Below are 21214 nucleotides of genomic sequence, written 5' to 3'. Positions count from 1 at the left end.
ATCCTAAAACAATCGGTAGAAGGATGACTTGAACAATGGACTTAAACATATCAAAAAAATCAACAGGCATCCATTGTCCTGCCAGCAAAAGCAGAAGCAGCGGTGTCATGATAGGAGCCAGTAAAGTTGATACCGAAGTCATAGCTATCGATAAAGGTACATTCCCTTTTGCAAGATATACCATCACGTTAGAGGCTGTTCCGCCTGGTACACAGCCAAGCAATACCAGACCTGCAGCTAATTCGGCGGGCAAATTCATGAGTTTAGCAATAAGGAATGCTACAGATGGCATAATGATAAACTGGGCGCAAACTCCAATTATGACGGGCAGTGGTTTAGTAATGATGATTTTAAAATCAACTGCTTTCAAAGTGAGCCCCATTCCAAACATGACAACGCCAAGCAATATTGTAATGAATCCCCCCAATCCCAAAAATGGCTCAGGAAATATAAAAGCAATGACGGATATTAAGATAACCCAAACAGCAAAATATTTTCCGGCTACTGCGCTTAATGCTTCTAATACTTTCATTCCATCACACTCTTTCTAGCATTAATATTTTATTGGGATTTAATAAATTATTTGGATCAAGGGCTAATTTGATTTTTTCCATCACAAACAGTGAGTTCCCATGTTCTTTTTCCTGATATTTTTGTTTACCGACCCCAACAACATGTTCGCCAGTACATGTTCCCTTACGTTCTAGGGCATACAGGACAATTTGTTCATTTAGCTGTTCAGCTCTTTTAATCTCTTCTTGATTATTGTTATCAATCATTAAAAGTACGTGATAGTTCCCGTCGCCTACATGGCCGACGATCCCACCGGTAAGGCCAAGGAAATCAATAGCTTCCCTTGCGTGGTGAATGGCACCGGACAGCTCTGAAATCGGAAGGCAGACATCAGTCACCATTAGTTTTTTCCCAGGATTGCCATGGATATAAGCATAGGCAAGATTATGGCGAGCTTCCCATAGGCGGTTCCTGGCAGCATTATCTGTTTCAAATTCAATATCGAAACAATTATGTTCAGCTACTATTTCCTTAGTGAACTCTATGTCTTGCTTCAACCCGGCTTCATTGCCATGAAACTCCAAAAATAGTGTAGGCGCTTCGTTATAGCTTGTATCACTATAAAGGTTAACCTGCTTCATTGAGGGTTCATCGACAAGTTCCACCCTTGCTATTGGAACACCTGACTGCAAAATGGATACAACAGCTTCCACCGCATGGGTCAAAGTCGGAAATGATGCTCTTGCCGCCATAACGTGCTCAGGAATTCCGTAAACTCTTAACGTCAATTCCGTAAAGCAGCCAAGCGTTCCCTCTGATCCAACAAAAAGGCCGTTTAGATGGTAGCCTGATGACGATTTAGCGGCCAAATTGCCAGTATGTATAATCGAACCATCTGCAAGTACCACTTCAAGATCACGGACTTGATCACGCATCACACCATATTTAACTGATGTCGTTCCACTGGCATTTGTTGCCGCCATTCCGCCAAGAGTAGCATCAGCTCCCGGGTCAACGGAAAAAAACAAACCGTATTTTTTCAATTCTTTGTTTAGTTGCGAACGCGTTACGCCAGGCTGAACTTTTACGAGAAAATCGTTTTCACGCACCTCCAGGATTTTATTCATAAGTGAAAAATCAATAGTTATGCCATGGTTGTACGGTATGACATGTCCCTCGAGGCTTGATCCCAACCCAAAAGGAACCATCGGGATTTTGTGCCTATTTGCCAATTTCACAACTTCACTGACTTGCTGTGCTGTTTCCGGAAATACAACAATATCTGGAAGACTTACAGCATGATAGGATTCATCTCTGGCATGCAATTCTCTTACTGTCTGGTTTTCCGTTACTTGGCTTTCGGAAAGGATTTGCTTTAAATCGTTGATTAAATTTACACTAGCCGCTTCCATTCTATTCTCCTTCTTTCTGCTATAGCATCCGTTTGTGTCATATCAAAAACTTTGGTCGTACCTATACCAATATTTAGTTTCTTCTTCTACTCTTCAACTGAGTATCAAGTGTTGGTTTCCCCCTCCTTAAATAGCTTTATATGATATCGCTTCCATTTATCGGATAATTGGTCTAACCAATTTTCATTATACTAAATTTTTTGACTTTTTCAACAATTATCCGATTTATATTTTTCTCCATAAAAAAATGCTTTATTCTCAATATTTATAGTTAATTTTCCATCCTTATAACAAAAACCCAAATGACCTTTAATACCCATGTGAACGTAATTTGACTGAATCTGAACCATTATATTTTTACAATATTGGTCTAACCAATTAAAGGATCAGATTTTTTCAACAGTTATTTATTTTAATTTTAATATTGCGGATTATCCCCTTGCTTCATAAATGAATGCTTGTTAGAATGATTTCACTAATAGTCGTACCAGCAAGTTGTTAGGGTTGTCATGGAAGGATGTGAAGAAAGTAATGGATTCAATACCAGTTAAATCTCCCAAAGTGTACGAAATCATCTTCAATCAAATTAAGGAATCTTTTATTAGCGGTGAATTGAAACCTGGAGATAAATTACCGCCTGAACGCGAATTATCCAACCTTTTTAAGGTGAGTCGAACATCAATCAGGGAAGCCCTTCGAGTATTGGAGATAAACGGAGTCATTGAGATTAGACCAGGTGATGGAACATTTATCAGACAATCTGATGTTCAATCACTGATTGAACAGCTATCCACCTCCATCATCAAAACTGAGGACAATATGGTCTATGAAATGCTTGAAGTCCGTCGAGTAATTGAAACGGAGTGTGCTTTTCTTGCTGCGCAGAGAGCAAACTCTCTTGATTTACAAAATATCCTTAAGGCTCTAGAAGAAATGGCACGCTCGGAACATGATGAAGAATTAGGCTTGCGAGCAGATCTGCTTTTTCACCATAGTATTGCAAAAGCCACAAATAATTCCATATATGCTGGATTGGTTCATACTTTAAGTGACCAAATGAAAAATACGATTCGTGCCACCAGACGGCATCGTTTCGCAAAACCAGGTCATTTTCAAGAAACGCTTCAAGAACATAAAGAAATCTACTATTCCATCGCATTAAAGGACGCGGACAAAGCCAAGCAACTAATGAATGCCCATATCATTCGCATTAGAGAGCAGATGGCTGCGGCTACACTTGAAAGCATTGGAGAAGATGCAAAAATTGCTGCTTATCCAAATAAAAAAGACCAGCCTCACAATGCTGTAGGTGAAAAATAAAGTTCCGCTTGCAATATGATTAACCCAATATGGAACTACACCTCTAAAATTATAAACTAAGTGATTTTTTAACCTTGGCCTATTAATTGATACTACTTTGCCCAATAAAAAAAGCGCCTTTCTCAGAGGGCGCTAAGCTGGTTAATTATAGTTAAAAAATTGATCCCCTATATAAGTAAATGTTGGTTTTATCCTTTTGACATAGTGAAGGAATCAATGATACATACTTTTAGAGCATTATCAATCAATGAAAGCTGTTCATTAATCATTGATAAGTAGGAAATATGATAGTCATTAATTTGTTCCTTTAACTCCAACAGCAGCGTTTTGTCCCTTAATATAAGGTAAATCTCGTCTGGATGTAACATATCACTTCTCCTTTTAATCAAGATATTACCTTTTACCCAAATTATTACAATCATTAACTTGTAAGCGGATGTTTTGTACTATATTTCACAAGGTATTGCTCAGTAACAATTCCTTCTTATAGTAAAGATCCATTAGTTGAAGTAGCACGACGATCTAAAAAAGGCTGTCGTATAGTAGTATTAAACGTCGAATATGCCCCCTTCTTACCTTGTTGTGTTAGACTTAATAGATAAAACCATATTTTCTTGGTTTTAATTGACTTTTCTTAGTCACACTTGCATAAGCAAAGGAGTGAAGGAAATGGAGAAAATCAGCGTTTTTTTGGATGACTATCGGAAAGCACCCGATGGCTATGTGTTAGTCGAGACTATTGACGAATGTTTAGAGCTATTGCAAAACTTTGATATTGAACATCTCTCTTTGGATCATGATTTATTAAATAAAACCAGGAATGGTTTTATGCTTGTTCAAGAGATGGTGAAAGAAAAACTATTTGCTAATCGCATTACTATTCACTCTGCCAATTCAGTTGGCGGTAAAGCGATGTACAACTGTTTAAAGCAAGCACAACGGAATTTAACTTTGCCCCCTGCCATTATCGTATCCTTACGACCATTGCCCCTCAAATTCTTCCCGTCAAAGGTTCTGCAACATTATATAGATATACGGTAACCCCTTCTCAATCTCAATTACATTTCACCCATTGTTTATACATTAGACCGTAGGTAAGATACAAAGGGCAACTTTAATCCGAGTTGCTCTTTTTGTATTTCTACTTTGTTTAAGAGATTGAATATTTTTCATTGCACACTTTGCCATCATCACCATGTGAACAACTTGATCATCGAATTTTTTTTTTTTTTTTTCTGGCTGCGTATATCTATATCCCAATTCCCATAGCATTGTACCGACAAGCAGAAGTTCATACCGGGTACACATAAAGATTCCAGGTCGCCTATGGCGATTGGTCTTGGCCCTTCTTTGGTGATCACACAGTTAATTTCAATTGCTGATTCATCTGGGATACTCGCTATCGCTCCGTTATTACGTGTATTGACTGGCTGAATATCCCGCTTATCATTGTAAATCGAATTGATGAGACTGCAGGCCGCTTCGCTGTAATACGCTCCACCGCACTTTTCTAGTTGAGTCGGTTTAACATTCAATTCAAGATCTCTATACAATTCAAATAAATCTTTTCCAGTTGTTGAACGACCTCAGCCCTCGTCCCATTTGTTGCTGAGGATTCCTTTTCTTCGGCAAGCGATACAAAAAAAGCAATTCACATGCAGTGTAATTGCTTTTTAAAGAAGTGTATGGATATAACTCATGCTAATTTAGCTTTCGTTAATATTCGAGCTATCCCCTTACAGGGTAGACTATGGTTTTAATCGCCAAGTAAAAATAAACTCCTGCAGATTTTCCCCGGTTTACAATGACCTTACTTGTTCTTTACGATGGATAGTATCGTAATGGTGCTTATAATGCAGAGTGTGCCGAGCCACTCGGCAAAACCGAACGTTACATTCAACCAGAAAACGGATATTAAGGTTGCGGATAATGGCTCAACGGAAGCCAATAAGCTTACCTCTGAAGCAGATATGAATTTTGTACTTTCCAAATAAAAATAAAAAGCAATGATCGTACCGAAAATGATGATGAATAAAACCGCTGAAAATGAAGATAACGTCCATTTGCCTTCAAATGCCCATGGGGGATGGATCATGCTAAAGCATATGCCTCCAATCAACATGCCCCAACCGACAACAATCATTGAACCCCATCTTGAAAGGAGTTTAAAAGGCTGCAATGTATAGAATGCCAAGGCAAAGGCTGATGTTACTCCCCAAAATACTGCCCACCCGGAAATGGAGAGTGTACGTATGCTTCCTCCCGTCACAAGCAAAAAAGTGCCTAAAATCGCTATGATCACAGCTACGCTCACCGTAATGCTTGGAAAACGTTTAGAACGAATGGCTAAATAACAAGTGATCAGTGCCGGGGCCAAGTATTGAAGGACAGTGGCAGTGGCTGCGTTGCCATGTTCAATTGCTGCAAAATATGTGTATTGAACAGCGAGCATGCCCAGAATGGCAAAAAGGATAATTTGAAGCGCATCATTTTTAGTTTTCCAAATCTCAAAAACTTTCAGTCTTTCATTCTTATAAGCGACCCCCAATAAGATGATTCCAGAAAGCAACAAGCGTACAACAGTGAGCCACTCAGGACTGAAACCTTGCTGATGAAATAGATATTGAGCTGCCGTTCCTGACACTCCCCATAACGCAGCACCAGTCAGTACCAGTGCAATCCCTTTATTTCTTGAAGGTGATATAGCAACTAAAGTATCATTATTCATTTTTTTCTTTCCCACTTTTTACACGTTCCGTATGGGCTTGTATTCTAAAGTAACTTTCTTTCCAATTCTTTTCTATCTCCTTAAGCACCATAGTGAGATTTCCACCCCTAATTGCCTGTATGATCTGATTATGCTCATCAACGGAAAAGTGGACCTCACTTACCTGTTTGAAATAAAACAGTTCCATTCGTATAAGTTTTTGTTTGAGTCCCGATAGAATCCGCTTCAACTCATCATTTGTTGAAAGATTGATGTAAATGGAATGAAAGTCATTATCTTTCTGGACGGCCACTATTTGATTTCCCTCGTCGATTGCGTTTTTAACTTCATGATTGATGGCTTCCATTTCCATTAAGTGTCTTTCTTCAATGAAATCAAAAGCCTGTTCCATAGCCAGCTTTTCCAGTGTCCAAACAAGGGAATATATGTTTAATCCCCCTTCGAATCGAATAGGGGAAACAATAGTTGAACGGCTCGGCTTGGTCTCGACAAATCCCTCATCCTCAAGCCTTAAAAGTGCTTCTCTAATAGGGGTTCTGCTTACTCCCAATTGTTCGGCTAATTCTTTGTCGCGTAATTGTTGGCCTGGCGTCAGGATCCCCTGGACAATCCAATCCCGCAATATCATGTATGCTTCTTCACGTACAGACGTACGTTTAATTTTTTGTGAAGAATTTGAATGCTTCAACGGCTTTACCTCCTTAAAATACAGGTATATATAATATGCAATATATCACATATTGCATTCCGTTGGAAGAAATTATAGAACATTTTAAATCTGGGTCCTTTAATAAAACATCAAGCATCTTTTCACATAATAAAAGGGAATCCTTCCTTTGTAAAAACCCTTCTTTACGATGGTGAAAGAAATCCTTCTATCATGAGTCCTCGAGCTTTAAATTTACAACGATTCACTGATTAAAAATAAAGTTCTATTTTTTTGTATACCATTGTATGTATTTTAAAATTCCTAGTACATTAGATTGAGACTAACGGCATTTGTAGTTTATTGCTTTCGGAATTAACAAATATTGGATATTTTTCGCGAGTGATTTGGATACTTCTTCACTTTACTGACCTTTTTCAAGTGAAATTTGTGTATCTAAAAAAATGTCTTGAAAATATCTTGGTGCTTACCGCACTCATTACATGAATATTCTATTTCCAATGCATCTTCAGTTACTGTATGAACTGTCTCTTTTTTACAAGTTTCACAAAATCTCTTTTCGGATATTTCTTTCATTTATCATTCACACTCCGTTTTTTTCAACATATTTGTAGCCTTGTTACTATTATTTTGCGAATATCCAACCGAAAAAATACCTTTTTCCTGATGGGCCAGAGAAAAAGGTACTAAAATTGTTATTTTAACCTTGGATTCCAATACATCAAAGCTGCATGAAACGGATATTCGTATTCGAAAACTCCTTCTTTTTCCACCACATATTTATTTAGGATCGTTTTTACTTCATCATAGGAAAAATGTTCATCAAGAATTTTTGTTGTATTATCTCGGATTGCTTCTTCATAGGTGGAATAGATTTTTTTACTTTTCAATTTAACGATCTTACAGTCCGCCAGTATTCCAAGTTGATACAAAACATTCAAGATGTGTATGTAATCCCGTCTTCTTAAATTGATCGTATATCCTCGTTGCTTCAATTCCATATAATGAGGTTTTTCTGGTCCGGTTGTCATACCTACTATCGCTAAACGAGCTGCAGAATCATTCATTTTTAATAAGGTATGACCGATTTCACTCATTCGGTAATAACAATTAAAACCAAATACTACATCATATTTGACTTTTTTGTTATCACTTTCCCACTTATCATGAATTAACTCCATGTTTTCGAAACCTTTTTCGTTTGCCTGGGATTCCAAAAAATTGATTATGCTTTTGGAACTATCTATACAAGTTAGCTTCCTGACTTCTTTTGCAATATCAAATGTATAATTGCCCCATCCAGGGCCGATTTCCAAAACATGATCATCCTGTTTTAATAATGCCAATAACTCTTGCTGCACAATTTTTGCATAAGGGTCCGCTTTATGTTGTTTTTTCGCTGCAACCTTGGAAGCCCAAAAAGCTTCTTCAGCAGCATCATCTTTTAGCCTGTTAGGTATCTTCCCTGTATGATCTGTCATTGCCTGTTTCCAAAGTTCAATATAATCTGTCATCTTTTCTCCCCTGAATTCGTATGTAGTTATCGGTTTTCAAATTAAAGCAAACAGCCAAATACTTCCTCTTTTAAATATATTAGCATACCATAGCTAAAACTTTGTTTTACACATAAGAAAAAGGAGCAAAAACTTTGCTCCTGTAGCCATATTGCTTATTTTTCTAATAACTTTTATCTTTTCGATAAAGCTGACCACGTATTTTCAAGCCATTTATCAAAGTCTGCTCCTTTTTCACCCTCATATGTATCATATATATCCATTCTCATCTTCTGGAGTTTGTCTTTGAATTCGTGATATGTGTGATTTTCAGGTAAACTCTTCTTGATCCTCACTAAGATTTTGGTCAAACCTTTGATCAACTCGCCCTTTTTCCTTGCTGGCAATTGCACATCTTCGCCTAAACTTTTCAATTGACGGTAGGCTGCCTCTTGAACTTTATATACAGAATCATTATTCATGATATGTGTGAGAATGTCGATTACTTGTTTATTTTTTGCTTGACCCAATTCTTCGATTGCATCTAAACGTTCTCTCCAATTAGATTTGCGATTGGCAGATTTTTTTAATTCCTCATAGTTGGCAGGTAACTCGATACCCGTTGTTTCCTTGTTATTCAAATGAATCATTTCTCCTTCTGTCTTATTGATCCGGATATCAAACATGTAATCCGATATGATAATCCCATTACCAAAATGGCTTATTCCTTCTTCATTATACCCTTTTCCATATTTTAATATAGTTAAATTTATCTGCCGTATCGTCAAACACCCGGGTTCCAGGGACGAGGTGCATTTACCTGCGCCTATCAACTTCAACTTTAAAAGGCATAAATCCTGCCAGGATTCATGCCAATTTGAAGGATGCTTTTATTATTGAACATGTACAAATCTAGTCCACGTAATGTTTTTTATTATCTGGATGAATAGAAAATTTTTTAYGTAAATTGACGAGGTTTACACCAAAACTTTCTTCTAAAAGTTCCCTATGTTTCTCCATGATTTCCATGAGATACAAATCATGAATCATGACTTCTGTAATGGGCATCACTAAACCTACATGCATGGTCCATGCTGCACGGCTATCTTTACCAAGAGAGACTATACCTGCGACTACTTCAGAATCATCGCCACTGATAACAAGCCATCGTCCACCATACTCTTCTGTAATTTCATAACCCATATAATGGAGGTAAACATTTGCAAAATCACAGACGATTTCCCCATAGGCAATAATTGTTACATTGACCCCACCATTTGCGGCCTGTCTTAGTTCAGGTTCTAATTCTTCGAATTCGTCTTCCCAAATCTCTAAGAGTATTCTTTTTTTAGCTGATAATATACAAGCTTTAACCTTATCGAGTATTTCATTGCTTCCCATGATATTCCAGATATTTTCACGATCATTTGCAGACCGTTCGAACTCCGCTAAAGATTTTTCTGCCCGTTCAAAATTCTCTTCCGCTTTCATCCGACGGTTTTTTATTAGCTCCTTTGCAGGAACAGGAGTATACTGTGGTGTGTTTCCAGGACTGACCAGAATATCTCCGCGTATGGCGAGACTATCCAGAATTTCATATATCCTTGAACGTGGTACACCGGAGTTTTTTGCAACTGCATAGCCTGTTAATGGCGATTCTTCCAATAAGGCAAGATATGCTTTCGCTTCATATTCGGTGAAATTCAGATTTTTTAATGTTTCTAAAATGTTTTCTTTCATAAACCCTCCAACACAACCGTAGTCGCTACCTTTGTAACTAATATTTTAGCAAAATCTGTTGACGTTTTCCATTTTCATCTAATATACTTATTAAGTAGTTACTTTAGTAACCACTATGAAAACGGGAGGGGGAATTAGTTTGGACAGCTTACTTACATACATATCAATAGTGGCAATGATGGTTATTATACCGGGAGCAGATACAATGCTCTTAGTGAAAAACACGCTTAGCCATGGTCCGAAAGCGGGACGTTATACCGTTCTCGGAATGGCAACGGGACTTACTTTTTGGACGCTTATAGCGATTCTTGGACTATCTGTTGTCATTGCAAAGTCTGTGATTCTTTTCAGTACAATCAAATATTTGGGAGCCGCCTACTTAATTTACTTAGGGATAAAAAGTTTTTTTGCTAAAAGCGTTTTTTCCTTAAAAGAAATTCAAGCACAAGCAAATACACCTGCGAAGTATTCGAACCGGCACAATAAAGATTCCTTCATGCAAGCATTACTTAATAATATTCTTAATCCAAAGACCGTTTTAGTTTATATAACGATCATGCCGCAATTTATCAATTTGAAGGGAAATGTAAACCAGCAATTGATTATATTAGCCTTCATCTTAACCTTGCTCGCTGTACTGTGGTTTCTATTTCTTGTTTATCTAATTGATTACGCAAAAAAGTGGATGAACAATTCCAAATTCCAGAAAGCATTCCAAAAATCAACTGGCGTAATTTTAATCGGTTTTGGGATAAAAACAGGAATTTAAATTCCTTTACTCACACATTCCGTTCAGATAATTGAACGGTTTTTTTCATTTACGAACCGGCACCGATATCTTTTTAATTATACATATGGCACTGCATTATTTGACTGCAAAGATTTTTACGTCTTCATCATTTAAACCAAAAACGTCAGTATTTCCCCATAAGTGCAGGAAATACTGACGAAGTAATGTCCTATGAAGTTTGAAGTATCCCTTTTTGTCAATCCAAGCCGCAAGCCTTGGCAAGTAATTCAACAAGGTGCAAACTTTGCATTTGGTTCGCCGCTCCCTCCCTTTGGATGCCAATGCTCATTTGCATTTGGCATCCTGGGTTAACCGTAACAATGGTAGTTGCTTTCGTTTCGTTAAGATTCTTCATTTTCTCATCAAGAATTTTCATGGATTCATCAAAGTGGAGAAGATTGTAAATGCCTCCAGATGCACAGCAACGGTCGAACCCTTCCATTTCGACATAGGAAACTCCTGGTATGGATTGCAATAATAAACGAGGTTCCTTTTGGACCTTTTGTACATTGCGTAAATGACATGAATCTTGATAGGAAACGATGCCTTGCCATCCTTCAGTGAAGGGTAGCGGCCCCAATTGATGAAGAATTTGACTGATATCTTTTGATTTTTCCGAGAAATCCCTTGCCGCCGCAGCCCATTCTTGATCTTCTGCCAATAGATGTCCATATTCAAGAAGCGAAGCACCGCAGCCTCCTGCGTTATTTACGATTACATCAGCATCCGTTTGCATGAAGGCTTGGATATTCCTCTTTGCCAATGCTTTCGCTTGTTTTGTTTCACCTTGATGGGAATGCAGAGCACCGCAGCAATTCTGATTTTCAGGGAGAATGACCTCACACCCTGCTATGGTAAGCAGCTCAATGGAAAGACGGTTAATTCGTGACATCATGGAATCCATGATACACCCAGTAAAAAATGCCACTTTTAATTTCGTTTCCCCTTTTGCCGGCATTAACGTACCTGGTCGGATACGTTTGGAAGAAGTCTCGATGACTGGAAGTGCCTGTTCTAAATGTGCAAGGGCAGGGGAAACCTTCTGCAATATATTTGATGAACGGATAAGCTTGGATAAGCCGGTTTTTTGATAGAGCTGCACTGCACTTCCAATCCTGTTCATTCGTTTTGGATAAGGAAAAAGATGAACCAATGCCAGTTTTTTGATTCTTGTCATTTTGTTTTTTTGGTTTGCTGACGGGGAGTTTTCAATGGCTTCTTTAGCCGCTTCCAGTATATGTCCGTATGGCACACCAACAGGACATGCTGTTTCACAAGCACGACAGCCTAAGCATAAGTCGATTGGTTCAGCTAAATCTTTTTGGAAATCTATTTTTCCTTCGGCTGCCATTTTCACTAGATTGATACGACCGCGTGGAGAGGCGGATTCCACACCCATTGATTCATATGTAGGGCATGCCGGTAAACAGTATCCGCATTTTACGCATTGGTTTGTCCAATCATAGGCATCTGAATATAAATTTTGGACCGCAGCATTTGACTCATTCGGTTTGGCGGGTAGATTCATGGAACCAACACGACCCTTGTCTGTCCCTTATCAGGAAAAATCTTCCCTGGATTCAGGATATTATTAGGATCCCATGCTTCTTTAATTTTTTTCATCATATTCACTCCAGTAATTCCTAATTCCATTTCCATATATGGTGACTTTAAAGTACCGATTCCATGTTCCCCTGAAAGTGTTCCGCCTAATTCGATTGCCGCTTCAAAAATTTCACTGACAGCAAGCTCCACTTTTTTCATTTCCGTAATATTTCGTTTATCAGTAATGATGTTCGGATGTAAATTCCCATCCCCTGCATGACCGAATACAACCAAGTTCAACCCGTATTTCTCCCGGATATTGTTTAATCTCTCCATCATTGCCGGTATTTGACTGCGTGGAACTGTCGCGTCTTCAGAAATTTTTGTAGGACCCATTTGTGTAATGGCCGGGGAAACCAATTTACGCGCACTCCAAATCGTTTGGCGCTCTTCCTCTGTCTCCGCTATCTTGACGTAGGAAGCACCCTCTGCCCTGCATATATCGGCGCATTTATTGATTTCTTCCTCAATCGCCAATGGGTGTCCATCTATTTCTATGATCAGAATGGCTTCTGCCTGAAGAGGCAACCCGGAAGGATGGTAGCTTTCAACAGCACGGATGCAAGCATTATCCATTAATTCCAGGGCGGAGGGTAGAATTCCTGATGATAAAATGCTGGTAATGGCATGTCCAGAGTCTATCAAATGATTGAAGTGAGCGACAAATGTTTGTTTAGATTGAGGTTTTGGTATTAAGCGGATGATTGCTTCAGTTACGATGCCCAGAGTACCTTCCGATCCTACGATCAATCGGGTCAAATCATACCCAGTTACATTTTTTACGGTCTTTCCGCCAGTACGAATGATTTCTCCCGTCGGGGTGACCACCTCCAGACCTATCACGTATTCTTTTGTCGTTCCGTATTTCAATCCCTTTGGCCCGCTGGAGTTTTCTAATAGATTCCCGCCTATAGTGGCTACATTGGAACTGCTTGGATCCGGCGGATAGAATAAGCCAGCTTCTTCAGCCTTTTTATGAATATCTGCCGTAATCACCCCAGGAGAGACTATGGCCAGCATATTTTCCCGATCAATGATCAATTTATCCCGCAAAAGGGTCATATCAAGAACCATCCCCCCTTTAACAGGTAAAGGGCCGCCGCTTAGCGAGGTTCCTGATCCTCTAGGGTAAACAGGTATTTTGTGAGTATTAGCCAATTTAACCACTTCACTGATTTCCTCCGCGTTTTTGGGCTGGATGACGATTTCGGGTAAATATTCCCCAAAAGAAGCGTCATAGCTATAACAATACCTTTCTGCCAAATCAAGAAACATTCTGTCACCTGGAATTACCTGTCGAAGATCGACCAAGGCTTCTTTCTCCATGCTTCCCACTTCCTTTCTTAATAGAAATTTGGAAAAGGTCTATCCGTATGTAATATAATGGCATTTTAGGATTCTGCTAGATATAATGATGAAAGAAAAGGAGGTTTTTTTTTGAAAATCGCACTGATTCATGCAACCACAACTGCACTAAAACCAATTGAAATTGCCTTTCAGACCGTTGCACCGAACATTGAACTCCTTCATTTCATGGACACGTCTCTTCTCTCCTTGATGGAAAAGAGCGGCAAGTTAACTCCTGAAATCATCCGCCGCTTTTCTGCATTAGTGAATTTAGCTTGTGATTCTGATGTTTCATGCATCCAACTTACTTGCTCTGCCTTTAATGACATCACTGCAATTTTACAGCCTTTATACTCTGTAAAGTTACTTCGTTCAGATGAGGCCATGCTTGATGAAGCTCTTCGCTATACTCGCATTGGCCTGGTTTCCACCGTAAAAGAAACGCCGATCGCCCTTCAGAATTACCTATTAAATAAGAATCCGGACTGTATGATCGAATCATTGGTCGATCCCGGTATCATCCATTTATTATCACAAGGAAAAAGAAAGGAACATGACGATCGGGTTAAAAAGATGGTGGAACAATTGGATGGAAAGACAGAAGTGATTTTGCTTTCACAATATAGTATGGAACATATCGCAAAGCAGGTTAATCCCTCTGTCCCTGTCCTAACGGCGCCGTTATTGGCTGCGAAAAGGTGTTTGGCCCATTTGAATGGAATGTACACATGAGTTTTCTTCGAAAAAATCATAACTTTGCCAGCATGATCGTATGTCACATCATATATACCGTTTTTTAGTTTGTATGATGCGAACCGCCAAAAACTTTGCCTACACCCTGAATTTTTTCAAGTATGACAATCAGAAGGACTGATATGAAAATAACCACGCTCGACACGGATGCGACGATTGGATTGTAGGCATCCTGCATTTGCGAGAAAATCTCGATCGGCAGCGTTCTCATTTCTGGTGATACCATAAAAAGAGAGACCGTTACATTATCAAATGATGTCAAAAATGCGAATAATCCCCCTGAGATGGCCGCGGATCCAATTAGCGGCAGTGTCACTTTCATGAATACCGTTAGTGGATTGGCTCCAAGTATGGCCGCAGCCCTTTCGAGATTATAATCAAATCCACTTAAACCGGTTAATACGAGCCGCATGACATATGGTATGCAAATCACGATATGGGCAATTAAAAATCCTGTAGACGTACCGGCAAGCATCATTGGTGTAAAGTACATTAAGAGTGCAATCCCTAAGACTAATTGCGGCACACTTAATGGAGAAGTTAAAAGGGCCGTAATATACGATTTTCCCGGAATATCATACTTTGCGATRCCAAGGGCACCCAAAGTACCGAATATGACGGAGAAARGGGCAGCTAATGCTGCGAACTTCGCACTGTTCAAAAATGCTTCCAAAAATTCAGGGCGCTCCAAGATCTTGGCATACCATTGCAGTGAAAAGCCTTCAGCCGGAAAACTTGGATAATTGGCACTTGTAAAAGAAGCGGGAATAACGACAATGAGCGGGATCAAGATATAGATAATGGCCAAAACGGCTACTGCAACCCGAAGGCCGCCAAACGTTTTCATCATCGGAATACCTCCTTGAATTTCCCTTTTTCAAACGCTCTGGTAAAGACTGTTACCGATATGACAGTGGTTGCTAATAGAATATAAGAAAGAGCAGATCCGAATGTCCAATGCAGCAGGTTATTAATTTGATCATAGATGACAACAGGCATCACGGGCACGTTGGCTCCCCCCATTAGTGCAGGCGTAACATAAGCACTCATTGACAAACTGAATACGAGAATGCAGCCAGATACGATACCTGGGATGCTTAACGGCAATGTAATGGAAAAGAACCTTCTGAATGGGCTTGCCCCAAGTATGGCTCCTGCCTTATCAAGAGAAGGATCGATATTATAAAGACTTGCTACGATGGATAAGATCATGAAAGGAAGATATGCATTGGAAAGCCCAATCACAACTCCTATCTCCGAAAACAATAGTTTCAATGGTGCATCTATTATGCCAAGGGCCATCAAGGTTTGATTAATCGTTCCATTAGGCAAGAGCAAAAGGTACCAGCCAAAATTACGGACAACTATACTTACCAAGAGCGGTGACACGATCAAGAGAGTGATATACCCTCTGATCCGCGCTGAACTTTTGGCCATTGTCAAAGCTACTGGATATCCAAGAAATAAAGCAACCAAGACCGAATATAAACTGATCTTCACTGTCAGCCATAATGAAGATAAGTAATAGCTATCGGAAAATAATTGTGTATAGTTTTTTATGCTATAAACTGCCTCCGCTCCTCCAAGATTATCTGTGGATATGAAGCTTAAATATAAAATGTATAACATCGGTATGACAAAGAAACCAAATATGAAAAGCAGAATCGGCGTTAAAAGAAGTAATCCCGGCACCCAGACTTTCCTTTTCTTGCTTTTAGGCTTCTTTTGCGGCTCGATAGGACTCGTTTGCTGTTCTATTTCTTGACTAGCATAACTTCTGATGGGCTCCATCCAATCAACACCTCACTTCCATTTTGCCATGATGAATCGAAAGCGGAAGTCAATACTTGAATACTTTTCCCCTGTAACAGAACATTGATTTCCCATGAGGTACCGAGATAGTTCATTTGGCTGATCTTGGCACGATGGAAATCCAATGGAGATGAAGATTTTTCATCGAGAGAAACAATTTGCAGTTTTTCCGGTCTAATATAAAGTTTTACCTCATCCCCGGTTTTCAGATCACTTGCATTTCCCATGACGTTATTTGTGTCGACATGAGTGATATCAGAACCGATCTTGACTGCAACTTTCCGCTTATCGATAGCAGACACATTCCCTTCAAAACAATTCGATTTCCCGATGAATTGAAAGACGAACTCTGTCTTCGGATGATTGTATATTTCAGTCGGAGTACTGATTTGTTCAATTTTCCCTGCATTCATGACCACGACTCGATCAGACATGGATAGAGCTTCTTCTTGATCATGAGTCACAAAAATGGTCGTTACGCCAATTTCCTTTTGTAAACGCTTAATCTCGGCCCTTAGTTCATGACGCAGCTTTGCATCAAGGTTTGAAAGCGGCTCGTCAAGCAAAAGGAGCTCCGGTTCAACAACAAGTGCCCTTGAAATCGCTACACGCTGACGCTGACCTCCTGATAATTCCCTTGGATAACGATTCTCCAATCCTGACATTTTCACTAATTCAAGCGCTTTACTAATCTTCTTTTTTTGCTCAGCTTTCCCGACTTTGCGCAGTTTCAAGCCAAAACTGAGATTTTCATAGACTGTCATATGGGGAAAAAGCGAATAGGTTTGAAAAACCATTCCTAAATCACGCTTGTAAGGCGGAACCTTCGTAACATTATTGCCTTTAATATGGACCTCGCCCCGATCCGGATCGAGGAACCCGGCAATAAGGTTTAAGGTTGTGGACTTTCCGCACCCGGAAGGACCAAGAAGAGTGAGTAACTCTCCTTGTTTCACCTCCAAATCAATGCCATTCAGGACAACATTCGCTCCAAATTGTTTAAACGCGCCTTTAATCTCTACATCATTTTTATTTGAGCCAACCCCCTGAACTGCCTCCAGGTGTTGCCTATTAATTTCCACATCTTTTTTTAATACTTCCATGTGATCAACACGCTCCTTTTTATTTGAGTTTTTTCCCTAATTCAGGAGTAACCTCTTTCGCCCATCTGTCTGACACCTCTGCACGGATCTCGGCAAACTTGGCGAAATCAGGTTTGAATGTTTTATCACCTGCTTTAAGCCCGATTGACTCTTCATATTTTTCTGGAATTTTCATGCCTTCCACGGTCGGATAAAATCCTTTTTCGGAAATTAATGCTTGTGCTTCTTCACTGATTACATAGTTGATGAATTCTAGGGCTTCTTTGCTATTTGGCGTATTTTTCACTAGACCAGCGCTGAAAGCTTGAAGCGGCACGCCTTCTTTAGGCACGGCCATCTTAATCGGAATACCTGAAACGGCTAATTCACCGATGGAATAACTTCCCATGACCGTTACGTCAGCAGCTCCTTGTTGGATCGCTGGCATCATTTGCGTTGAGTTTTTATAAAATGTATTGGAATACGCTGCAAGATCTTTTGCCTTTTCGAGACCTGGTTCCATGTCTTCCGTACTGCCGCCGTTTGAAATCGCCAGACCATTAAGGGTATTGAAACCCCAATCATTCGTAATATCTGAAAATGCCGTTTTACCCTCGTAATCAGGAGAGACAAGATCATTCCATGATTCAATTGATTTTAAGCCTYCCTTTTTAAAGGTTTCCGTATTATAAGCTGGTGCAATTACCAAACCAAATGCTGGAGCGGCCGCATTTTCAACCGGAATGAACCGTGAATCCACCGATTTCATATTGGGAACATTGGACTCATCAATTGGTACGATCAGTTCCTTCTCCTTAGCGCGTATAACATCAACCGGTACAAAAAGGGCAACATCTATTTGCGGAGCATTCTTCTGTAATTCCACTTTGGATAGGATTTCACCTGATAAACCGGAAATATAATTAACCGTGATTCCCGTTTCTTCTTTGAATTTTGGGGCAATCACATCTCGGATGGCACTTTCGATGACACCGCCATTACCGGCTATCGTTATTTTTTTCTCTCCTTTTTCACCAGCACCCGTTTGTACGGATTCCCCCGGTTTTTGCGGAGTAGGATTACCACATCCCGCAAGAGCGATCAATACTATTATTGATAAAAGACTCATCAGCTTTTTCATAATCATTACCTCCCGTTTTTCATTGATTTCCAATAATTCCTTGTTCGGTGAAATAATTCACGGCCCCTGGATGAAAATCCAAGGGAACTTGTTTAGTTGCTTCCGTTATTGAAATATCAGAAGCAGCTGGATGTGTATGCTGCAGTTCAGGCAGATGTTCATATAATGTTTTCACAAGATTGTAAGCATGAGGATCAGACATTTCCTTGTAGGTTACCAGGACATTTTTAATTGAAATCGTTTGGACATTTTTTTTCATCCCCCTGTATGTATCTTTGGGAATTTCATTATGGGTATAAACTCCATATTGTTTTTGAAGGCGTTCAATGATGTCTCCCGGTATTGGAATGAAAGTTAGTTCCRTCTGCTTGGATATGAAAGCGATTTCATTATTAGGGATACCCGAAGAAAAGAAAGCTGCATCAATGGTACCATTTCGTAATGCTTCTGCAGATTGAGAAAAAGAAAGATAGGATAAATTCAATTGATCAGTCGGTAAATCGGATTCTAACAGTATCCGCTCTGCAATAAGCCTTGTACCGCTTCCAGCCGTTCCTACACTAATGCGTTTACCCACTAAATCTACCAAGGAATCAATATCATTTTGTTTAGTAGAAACAATTTGAACATAATTGGAATATAGGGCCGTTAAAGCTCTTAACTTGGATTTATCCGTTTCAGGCAAATCCAGTACATCCACTGAGGTAAAACCAATTTCTGCCCGATGACGGCTAACCAATTCAGTATTTTCAATGGAAGCATCGGTGACTTGGGTACCTGACACAGCCCCGTTGTATTTTTCATACATATTTGATAATCTTTGTCCCAATGAAAAGTAAACACCTGTCATATCTCCGGTTCCAATGATTAACATCCTGTTATTTAAATCCTGTCCTTCAGAAGTTAGTTGCCTCTGGATCAAGGTAGTAGCAGGTTTAGATATTTCCTGCTGCTCATTCATAAAAGAACATCCTGTCATGAAACAAAATAACAAAGCGACTTTTATAAAGAGTGCTCCATTTTTCATCGTGATCCTCCTTTCTTAATGTATTTAGATGCAAATGCCATGCCAAGTCGATTTTCTGCTTTAAAACGCAAATCCTGCCGATTTCAAGAATGTTATACAAGGATAAACCGGCAATTTTTTCCGGTTTTCCAGAAAAAATTGCCGGTTAACGCGATGAACCCTTTATTCTTCTTTTGAAATGAGCTTGATTTTATCACGAAGGCTCCTTTCAGAAATTTTTAGGATTTGGGCTGTTTTTTGCCGATGATTATTACAATATTGAAGAGTGGCAGTTATGACCTTTTCTTCTATCTCTTTCATGGAAATGCCAATGGGAATCCTGAAACTGTTGAAATCGTCGTCCGTGCCATCCGGCTGAAGAATGAACTTCTGTTCTTGAACATATTGCGGCAAGTCGGTTTCTTCCATTTTTTTTGAGTTTGATAGGGCAACAGCATATTCTATAATGTTTCCAAGCTCCCGGACATTCCCAGGGTAATGATAATCCAGTAAAATCCGACGTGCGGTTGCCGAGAACATCTTTTCTTCACGATTCATATCCTTCGCGTGTTTTTTTATAAAATAATCCATAAGGAGCGGTAAATCTTCTTTTCTATCTCTTAGTGGCGGCATCGAAATGGGAATGACATTGAGCCTGAAAAACAAATCCTCCCTAAATTCCCCTTCCATCACCATTTGTTCCAGGTTTTTATTGGCTGCACTTATAATACGGACGTCCAATGAGATTTTTGTATTGGATCCCAGAGGCGTCACTTCCMGTTCCTGCAATACCCTTAATAATTTGGCTTGAAGTGGAAGGGGCATTTCACTAATTTCATCCAGAAAAAGGATGCCTCCATTAGCAGCAACGAATTTCCCTTCCTTCCTCTGAGTTGCACCTGAAAATGCTCCCTTTTCATAACCGAACAATTCAGATTCCAGCAGCATCTCAGGAATTGCTGCACAGTTGACGATCTGCATTGGATTGTTTTTCCTTCTTCCCAACGTATGGATATTTCGGGCTACAAGCTCCTTTCCAGTACCACTTTCTCCCGTGATGAGAACACTGGAATCAATATCTTTCACTCTTTCGATCATTGAGAAAATACGCTGCATCGCCTTGCTGTTACCAAGGAAGTTACCGAATCCCTTTTGAATCTCTAATTCTTCATGTAATGTCTCCAATTGATTGGACATCTGTTTGAATTCGGCTGCCCTCATCAACAACAAAGAAAGTTCTTCAATATTAATTGGCTTTTCAATATAGTAGTAGGCTCCTTTTTTTATGGCCTCAATGGAAGTTTCAATGGATGAATAGGCAGTCATCATTATGACTGTTACGTTAGGTGATATTTGTTTGATTTTCTGTAGGACATCAAGTCCACTTTTATTTCCTATTCTCAAATCAAGTAACACAATATCAAAGTGCTGATTGTCGATTTTCCGTATACCCTCATCCGGGTCTGTAGTTGTCATGACATCATAAGAATCTTCCAATGCAAAGCTAAGAGCGGTGCAAATAGCAGGTTCATCATCAATCACCAATACTTGCATTTTCATATGAATCCTCCTCTTTCCAGGCTTCTATTCAATATATATAGGTAGTAAAATGGTGAATGTCGTTCCTGAATTAGGATAACTTTTCACATGGATATCTCCGTTATTTTCTTTAATAAGCCTATACGATAACGTAAGTCCCAAACCGACGCCCTTTTCTTTATTTGTGAAAAAAGGCTCAAAAATATGGTTCAGTTCTTCCTGCTTCATCCCTTTTCCCGTATCCGATATAGCAATCCGCCCTGTCT

The 21214-nt window shown here is 39.4% G+C and carries 21 protein-coding genes and 1 pseudogene; 4 read left to right on the top strand and 18 right to left on the bottom strand.

The window, feature by feature from the left end; all coding sequences use genetic code 11:
* Both AC1DVB_RS18195 and AC1DVB_RS18190 read right to left on the bottom strand, forming a co-directional pair.
* Nucleotides 1-532: bile acid:sodium symporter family protein (locus AC1DVB_RS18195; protein ID WP_477590305.1), on the bottom strand; the 532-nt coding region annotated here is incomplete at its 3' end.
* A 4-nt stretch (nt 533-536) separates the two neighbouring features.
* Nucleotides 537-1925, bottom strand: coding sequence for an FAD-binding oxidoreductase (locus AC1DVB_RS18190; RefSeq protein ID WP_477590303.1), 1389 nt, complete (start codon nt 1923-1925; stop codon nt 537-539).
* 531 nt (nt 1926-2456) lie between these two features.
* Here AC1DVB_RS18190 and AC1DVB_RS18185 point away from each other — a divergent pair.
* Nucleotides 2457-3245, top strand: coding sequence for a FadR/GntR family transcriptional regulator (locus tag AC1DVB_RS18185; RefSeq protein WP_377332027.1), 789 nt, complete (start codon nt 2457-2459; stop codon nt 3243-3245).
* A 188-nt stretch (nt 3246-3433) separates the two neighbouring features.
* On the opposite strand, the gene AC1DVB_RS18180 is transcribed toward AC1DVB_RS18185, so the two are convergent.
* Nucleotides 3434-3613, bottom strand: coding sequence for a hypothetical protein (locus AC1DVB_RS18180; protein ID WP_057277646.1), 180 nt, complete (start codon nt 3611-3613; stop codon nt 3434-3436).
* A 301-nt stretch (nt 3614-3914) separates the two neighbouring features.
* Between AC1DVB_RS18180 and AC1DVB_RS18175 the strand changes: the two genes are divergently transcribed.
* The gene (locus AC1DVB_RS18175; protein WP_377332025.1) at nt 3915-4286 is read left to right on the top strand and encodes a cyclic-phosphate processing receiver domain-containing protein; all 372 of its coding nucleotides are present in this window, start codon (nt 3915-3917) and stop codon (nt 4284-4286) included.
* A 275-nt stretch (nt 4287-4561) separates the two neighbouring features.
* Here the strand turns inward: AC1DVB_RS18175 and AC1DVB_RS18170 are convergent.
* The 6 genes and pseudogenes from AC1DVB_RS18170 to AC1DVB_RS18145 form a co-directional block, all read right to left on the bottom strand.
* A pseudogene (locus AC1DVB_RS18170) lies at nt 4562-4878 on the bottom strand (family 4 glycosyl hydrolase); the annotation flags it as partial.
* A 177-nt stretch (nt 4879-5055) separates the two neighbouring features.
* Complete coding sequence (locus AC1DVB_RS18165; protein ID WP_328109420.1) at nt 5056-5973, bottom strand: DMT family transporter; 918 nt, start codon at nt 5971-5973, stop codon at nt 5056-5058.
* Nucleotides 5966-6661 carry a GntR family transcriptional regulator gene (locus AC1DVB_RS18160; protein ID WP_377332023.1) on the bottom strand — a complete coding sequence of 232 codons (696 nt, stop codon included), beginning with the start codon at nt 6659-6661 and terminating at the stop codon, nt 5966-5968. Before AC1DVB_RS18160 ends, AC1DVB_RS18165 begins: the two co-directional genes overlap by 8 nt.
* Nucleotides 6662-7335: 674 nt before the next feature.
* Complete coding sequence (locus tag AC1DVB_RS18155; protein WP_377332021.1) at nt 7336-8154, bottom strand: methyltransferase domain-containing protein; 819 nt, start codon at nt 8152-8154, stop codon at nt 7336-7338.
* A gap of 173 nt (nt 8155-8327) precedes the next feature.
* Nucleotides 8328-8783 carry a HEAT repeat domain-containing protein gene (locus tag AC1DVB_RS18150; RefSeq protein ID WP_098865835.1) on the bottom strand — a complete coding sequence of 152 codons (456 nt, stop codon included), beginning with the start codon at nt 8781-8783 and terminating at the stop codon, nt 8328-8330.
* 262 nt (nt 8784-9045) lie between these two features.
* Nucleotides 9046-9873, bottom strand: coding sequence for a TrmB family transcriptional regulator (locus tag AC1DVB_RS18145; protein WP_477590299.1), 828 nt, complete (start codon nt 9871-9873; stop codon nt 9046-9048).
* Between the two features lie 139 nt (nt 9874-10012).
* Here AC1DVB_RS18145 and AC1DVB_RS18140 point away from each other — a divergent pair, with 139 nt between their 5' ends.
* Nucleotides 10013-10642, top strand: a complete 630-nt coding sequence (locus AC1DVB_RS18140; protein ID WP_377332017.1) for a homoserine/threonine efflux transporter — start codon at nt 10013-10015, stop codon at nt 10640-10642.
* 217 nt (nt 10643-10859) lie between these two features.
* Here AC1DVB_RS18140 and AC1DVB_RS18135 read toward each other — a convergent pair whose 3' ends face one another.
* Nucleotides 10860-12191 (bottom strand): (Fe-S)-binding protein, encoded by a 1332-nt coding sequence (locus AC1DVB_RS18135; protein WP_454861274.1) that lies wholly within the window; start codon nt 12189-12191, stop codon nt 10860-10862.
* Nucleotides 12188-13594 carry an FAD-binding oxidoreductase gene (locus tag AC1DVB_RS18130; protein ID WP_057277637.1) on the bottom strand — a complete coding sequence of 469 codons (1407 nt, stop codon included), beginning with the start codon at nt 13592-13594 and terminating at the stop codon, nt 12188-12190. The genes AC1DVB_RS18135 and AC1DVB_RS18130 overlap by 4 nt, the downstream gene beginning before the upstream one ends.
* Nucleotides 13595-13705: 111 nt before the next feature.
* Between AC1DVB_RS18130 and AC1DVB_RS18125 the strand changes: the two genes are divergently transcribed.
* On the top strand, nt 13706-14347 hold the full coding sequence (locus tag AC1DVB_RS18125) for a hypothetical protein (protein ID WP_377332013.1): 642 nt from the start codon (nt 13706-13708) through the stop codon (nt 14345-14347).
* A 64-nt stretch (nt 14348-14411) separates the two neighbouring features.
* On the opposite strand, the gene AC1DVB_RS18120 is transcribed toward AC1DVB_RS18125, so the two are convergent.
* The 7 genes from AC1DVB_RS18120 to AC1DVB_RS18090 all read right to left on the bottom strand — a co-directional run.
* Nucleotides 14412-15215, bottom strand: coding sequence for an ABC transporter permease (locus tag AC1DVB_RS18120; protein WP_477590307.1), 804 nt, complete (start codon nt 15213-15215; stop codon nt 14412-14414).
* Nucleotides 15215-16159 carry an ABC transporter permease gene (locus tag AC1DVB_RS18115; protein ID WP_063576219.1) on the bottom strand — a complete coding sequence of 315 codons (945 nt, stop codon included), beginning with the start codon at nt 16157-16159 and terminating at the stop codon, nt 15215-15217. The genes AC1DVB_RS18120 and AC1DVB_RS18115 overlap by 1 nt, the downstream gene beginning before the upstream one ends.
* On the bottom strand, nt 16123-17283 hold the full coding sequence (locus tag AC1DVB_RS18110; protein ID WP_098865829.1) for an ABC transporter ATP-binding protein: 1161 nt from the start codon (nt 17281-17283) through the stop codon (nt 16123-16125). The genes AC1DVB_RS18115 and AC1DVB_RS18110 overlap by 37 nt, the downstream gene beginning before the upstream one ends.
* A gap of 19 nt (nt 17284-17302) precedes the next feature.
* Nucleotides 17303-18403 carry an ABC transporter substrate-binding protein gene (locus tag AC1DVB_RS18105; RefSeq protein ID WP_477590295.1) on the bottom strand — a complete coding sequence of 367 codons (1101 nt, stop codon included), beginning with the start codon at nt 18401-18403 and terminating at the stop codon, nt 17303-17305.
* A 19-nt stretch (nt 18404-18422) separates the two neighbouring features.
* Nucleotides 18423-19430, bottom strand: coding sequence for a TAXI family TRAP transporter solute-binding subunit (locus tag AC1DVB_RS18100; protein WP_477590293.1), 1008 nt, complete (start codon nt 19428-19430; stop codon nt 18423-18425).
* Between the two features lie 162 nt (nt 19431-19592).
* Complete coding sequence (locus AC1DVB_RS18095; RefSeq protein WP_477590291.1) at nt 19593-20969, bottom strand: sigma-54-dependent transcriptional regulator; 1377 nt, start codon at nt 20967-20969, stop codon at nt 19593-19595.
* Nucleotides 20970-20993: 24 nt separating this feature from the next.
* The coding region (locus tag AC1DVB_RS18090; RefSeq protein ID WP_477590289.1) for an ATP-binding protein at nt 20994-21214 on the bottom strand (221 nt) is incomplete at its 5' end.

It is taken from the genome of Peribacillus sp. P4_D6 (genome assembly GCF_056401795.1).
This window is presented reverse-complemented; position numbering and strand designations above follow the sequence as displayed.

What these genes read in the sequence shown, in the direction of transcription:
- AC1DVB_RS18190 (WP_477590303.1), bottom strand. Translation starts at nt 1,925, where the DNA reads ATGGAAGCGGCTAGTGTAAATTTAATCAACGATTTAAAGCAAATCCTT.
- AC1DVB_RS18185 (WP_377332027.1), top strand. Translation starts at nt 2,457, where the DNA reads ATGGATTCAATACCAGTTAAATCTCCCAAAGTGTACGAAATCATCTTC.
- AC1DVB_RS18180 (WP_057277646.1), bottom strand. Translation starts at nt 3,613, where the DNA reads ATGTTACATCCAGACGAGATTTACCTTATATTAAGGGACAAAACGCTG.
- AC1DVB_RS18175 (WP_377332025.1), top strand. Translation starts at nt 3,915, where the DNA reads ATGGAGAAAATCAGCGTTTTTTTGGATGACTATCGGAAAGCACCCGAT.
- AC1DVB_RS18165 (WP_328109420.1), bottom strand. Translation starts at nt 5,973, where the DNA reads ATGAATAATGATACTTTAGTTGCTATATCACCTTCAAGAAATAAAGGG.
- AC1DVB_RS18155 (WP_377332021.1), bottom strand. Translation starts at nt 8,154, where the DNA reads ATGACAGATTATATTGAACTTTGGAAACAGGCAATGACAGATCATACA.
- AC1DVB_RS18150 (WP_098865835.1), bottom strand. Translation starts at nt 8,783, where the DNA reads ATGATTCATTTGAATAACAAGGAAACAACGGGTATCGAGTTACCTGCC.
- AC1DVB_RS18135 (WP_454861274.1), bottom strand. Translation starts at nt 12,191, where the DNA reads ATGAATCTACCCGCCAAACCGAATGAGTCAAATGCTGCGGTCCAAAAT.
- AC1DVB_RS18130 (WP_057277637.1), bottom strand. Translation starts at nt 13,594, where the DNA reads ATGGAGAAAGAAGCCTTGGTCGATCTTCGACAGGTAATTCCAGGTGAC.
- AC1DVB_RS18115 (WP_063576219.1), bottom strand. Translation starts at nt 16,159, where the DNA reads ATGGAGCCCATCAGAAGTTATGCTAGTCAAGAAATAGAACAGCAAACG.
- AC1DVB_RS18110 (WP_098865829.1), bottom strand. Translation starts at nt 17,283, where the DNA reads ATGGAAGTATTAAAAAAAGATGTGGAAATTAATAGGCAACACCTGGAG.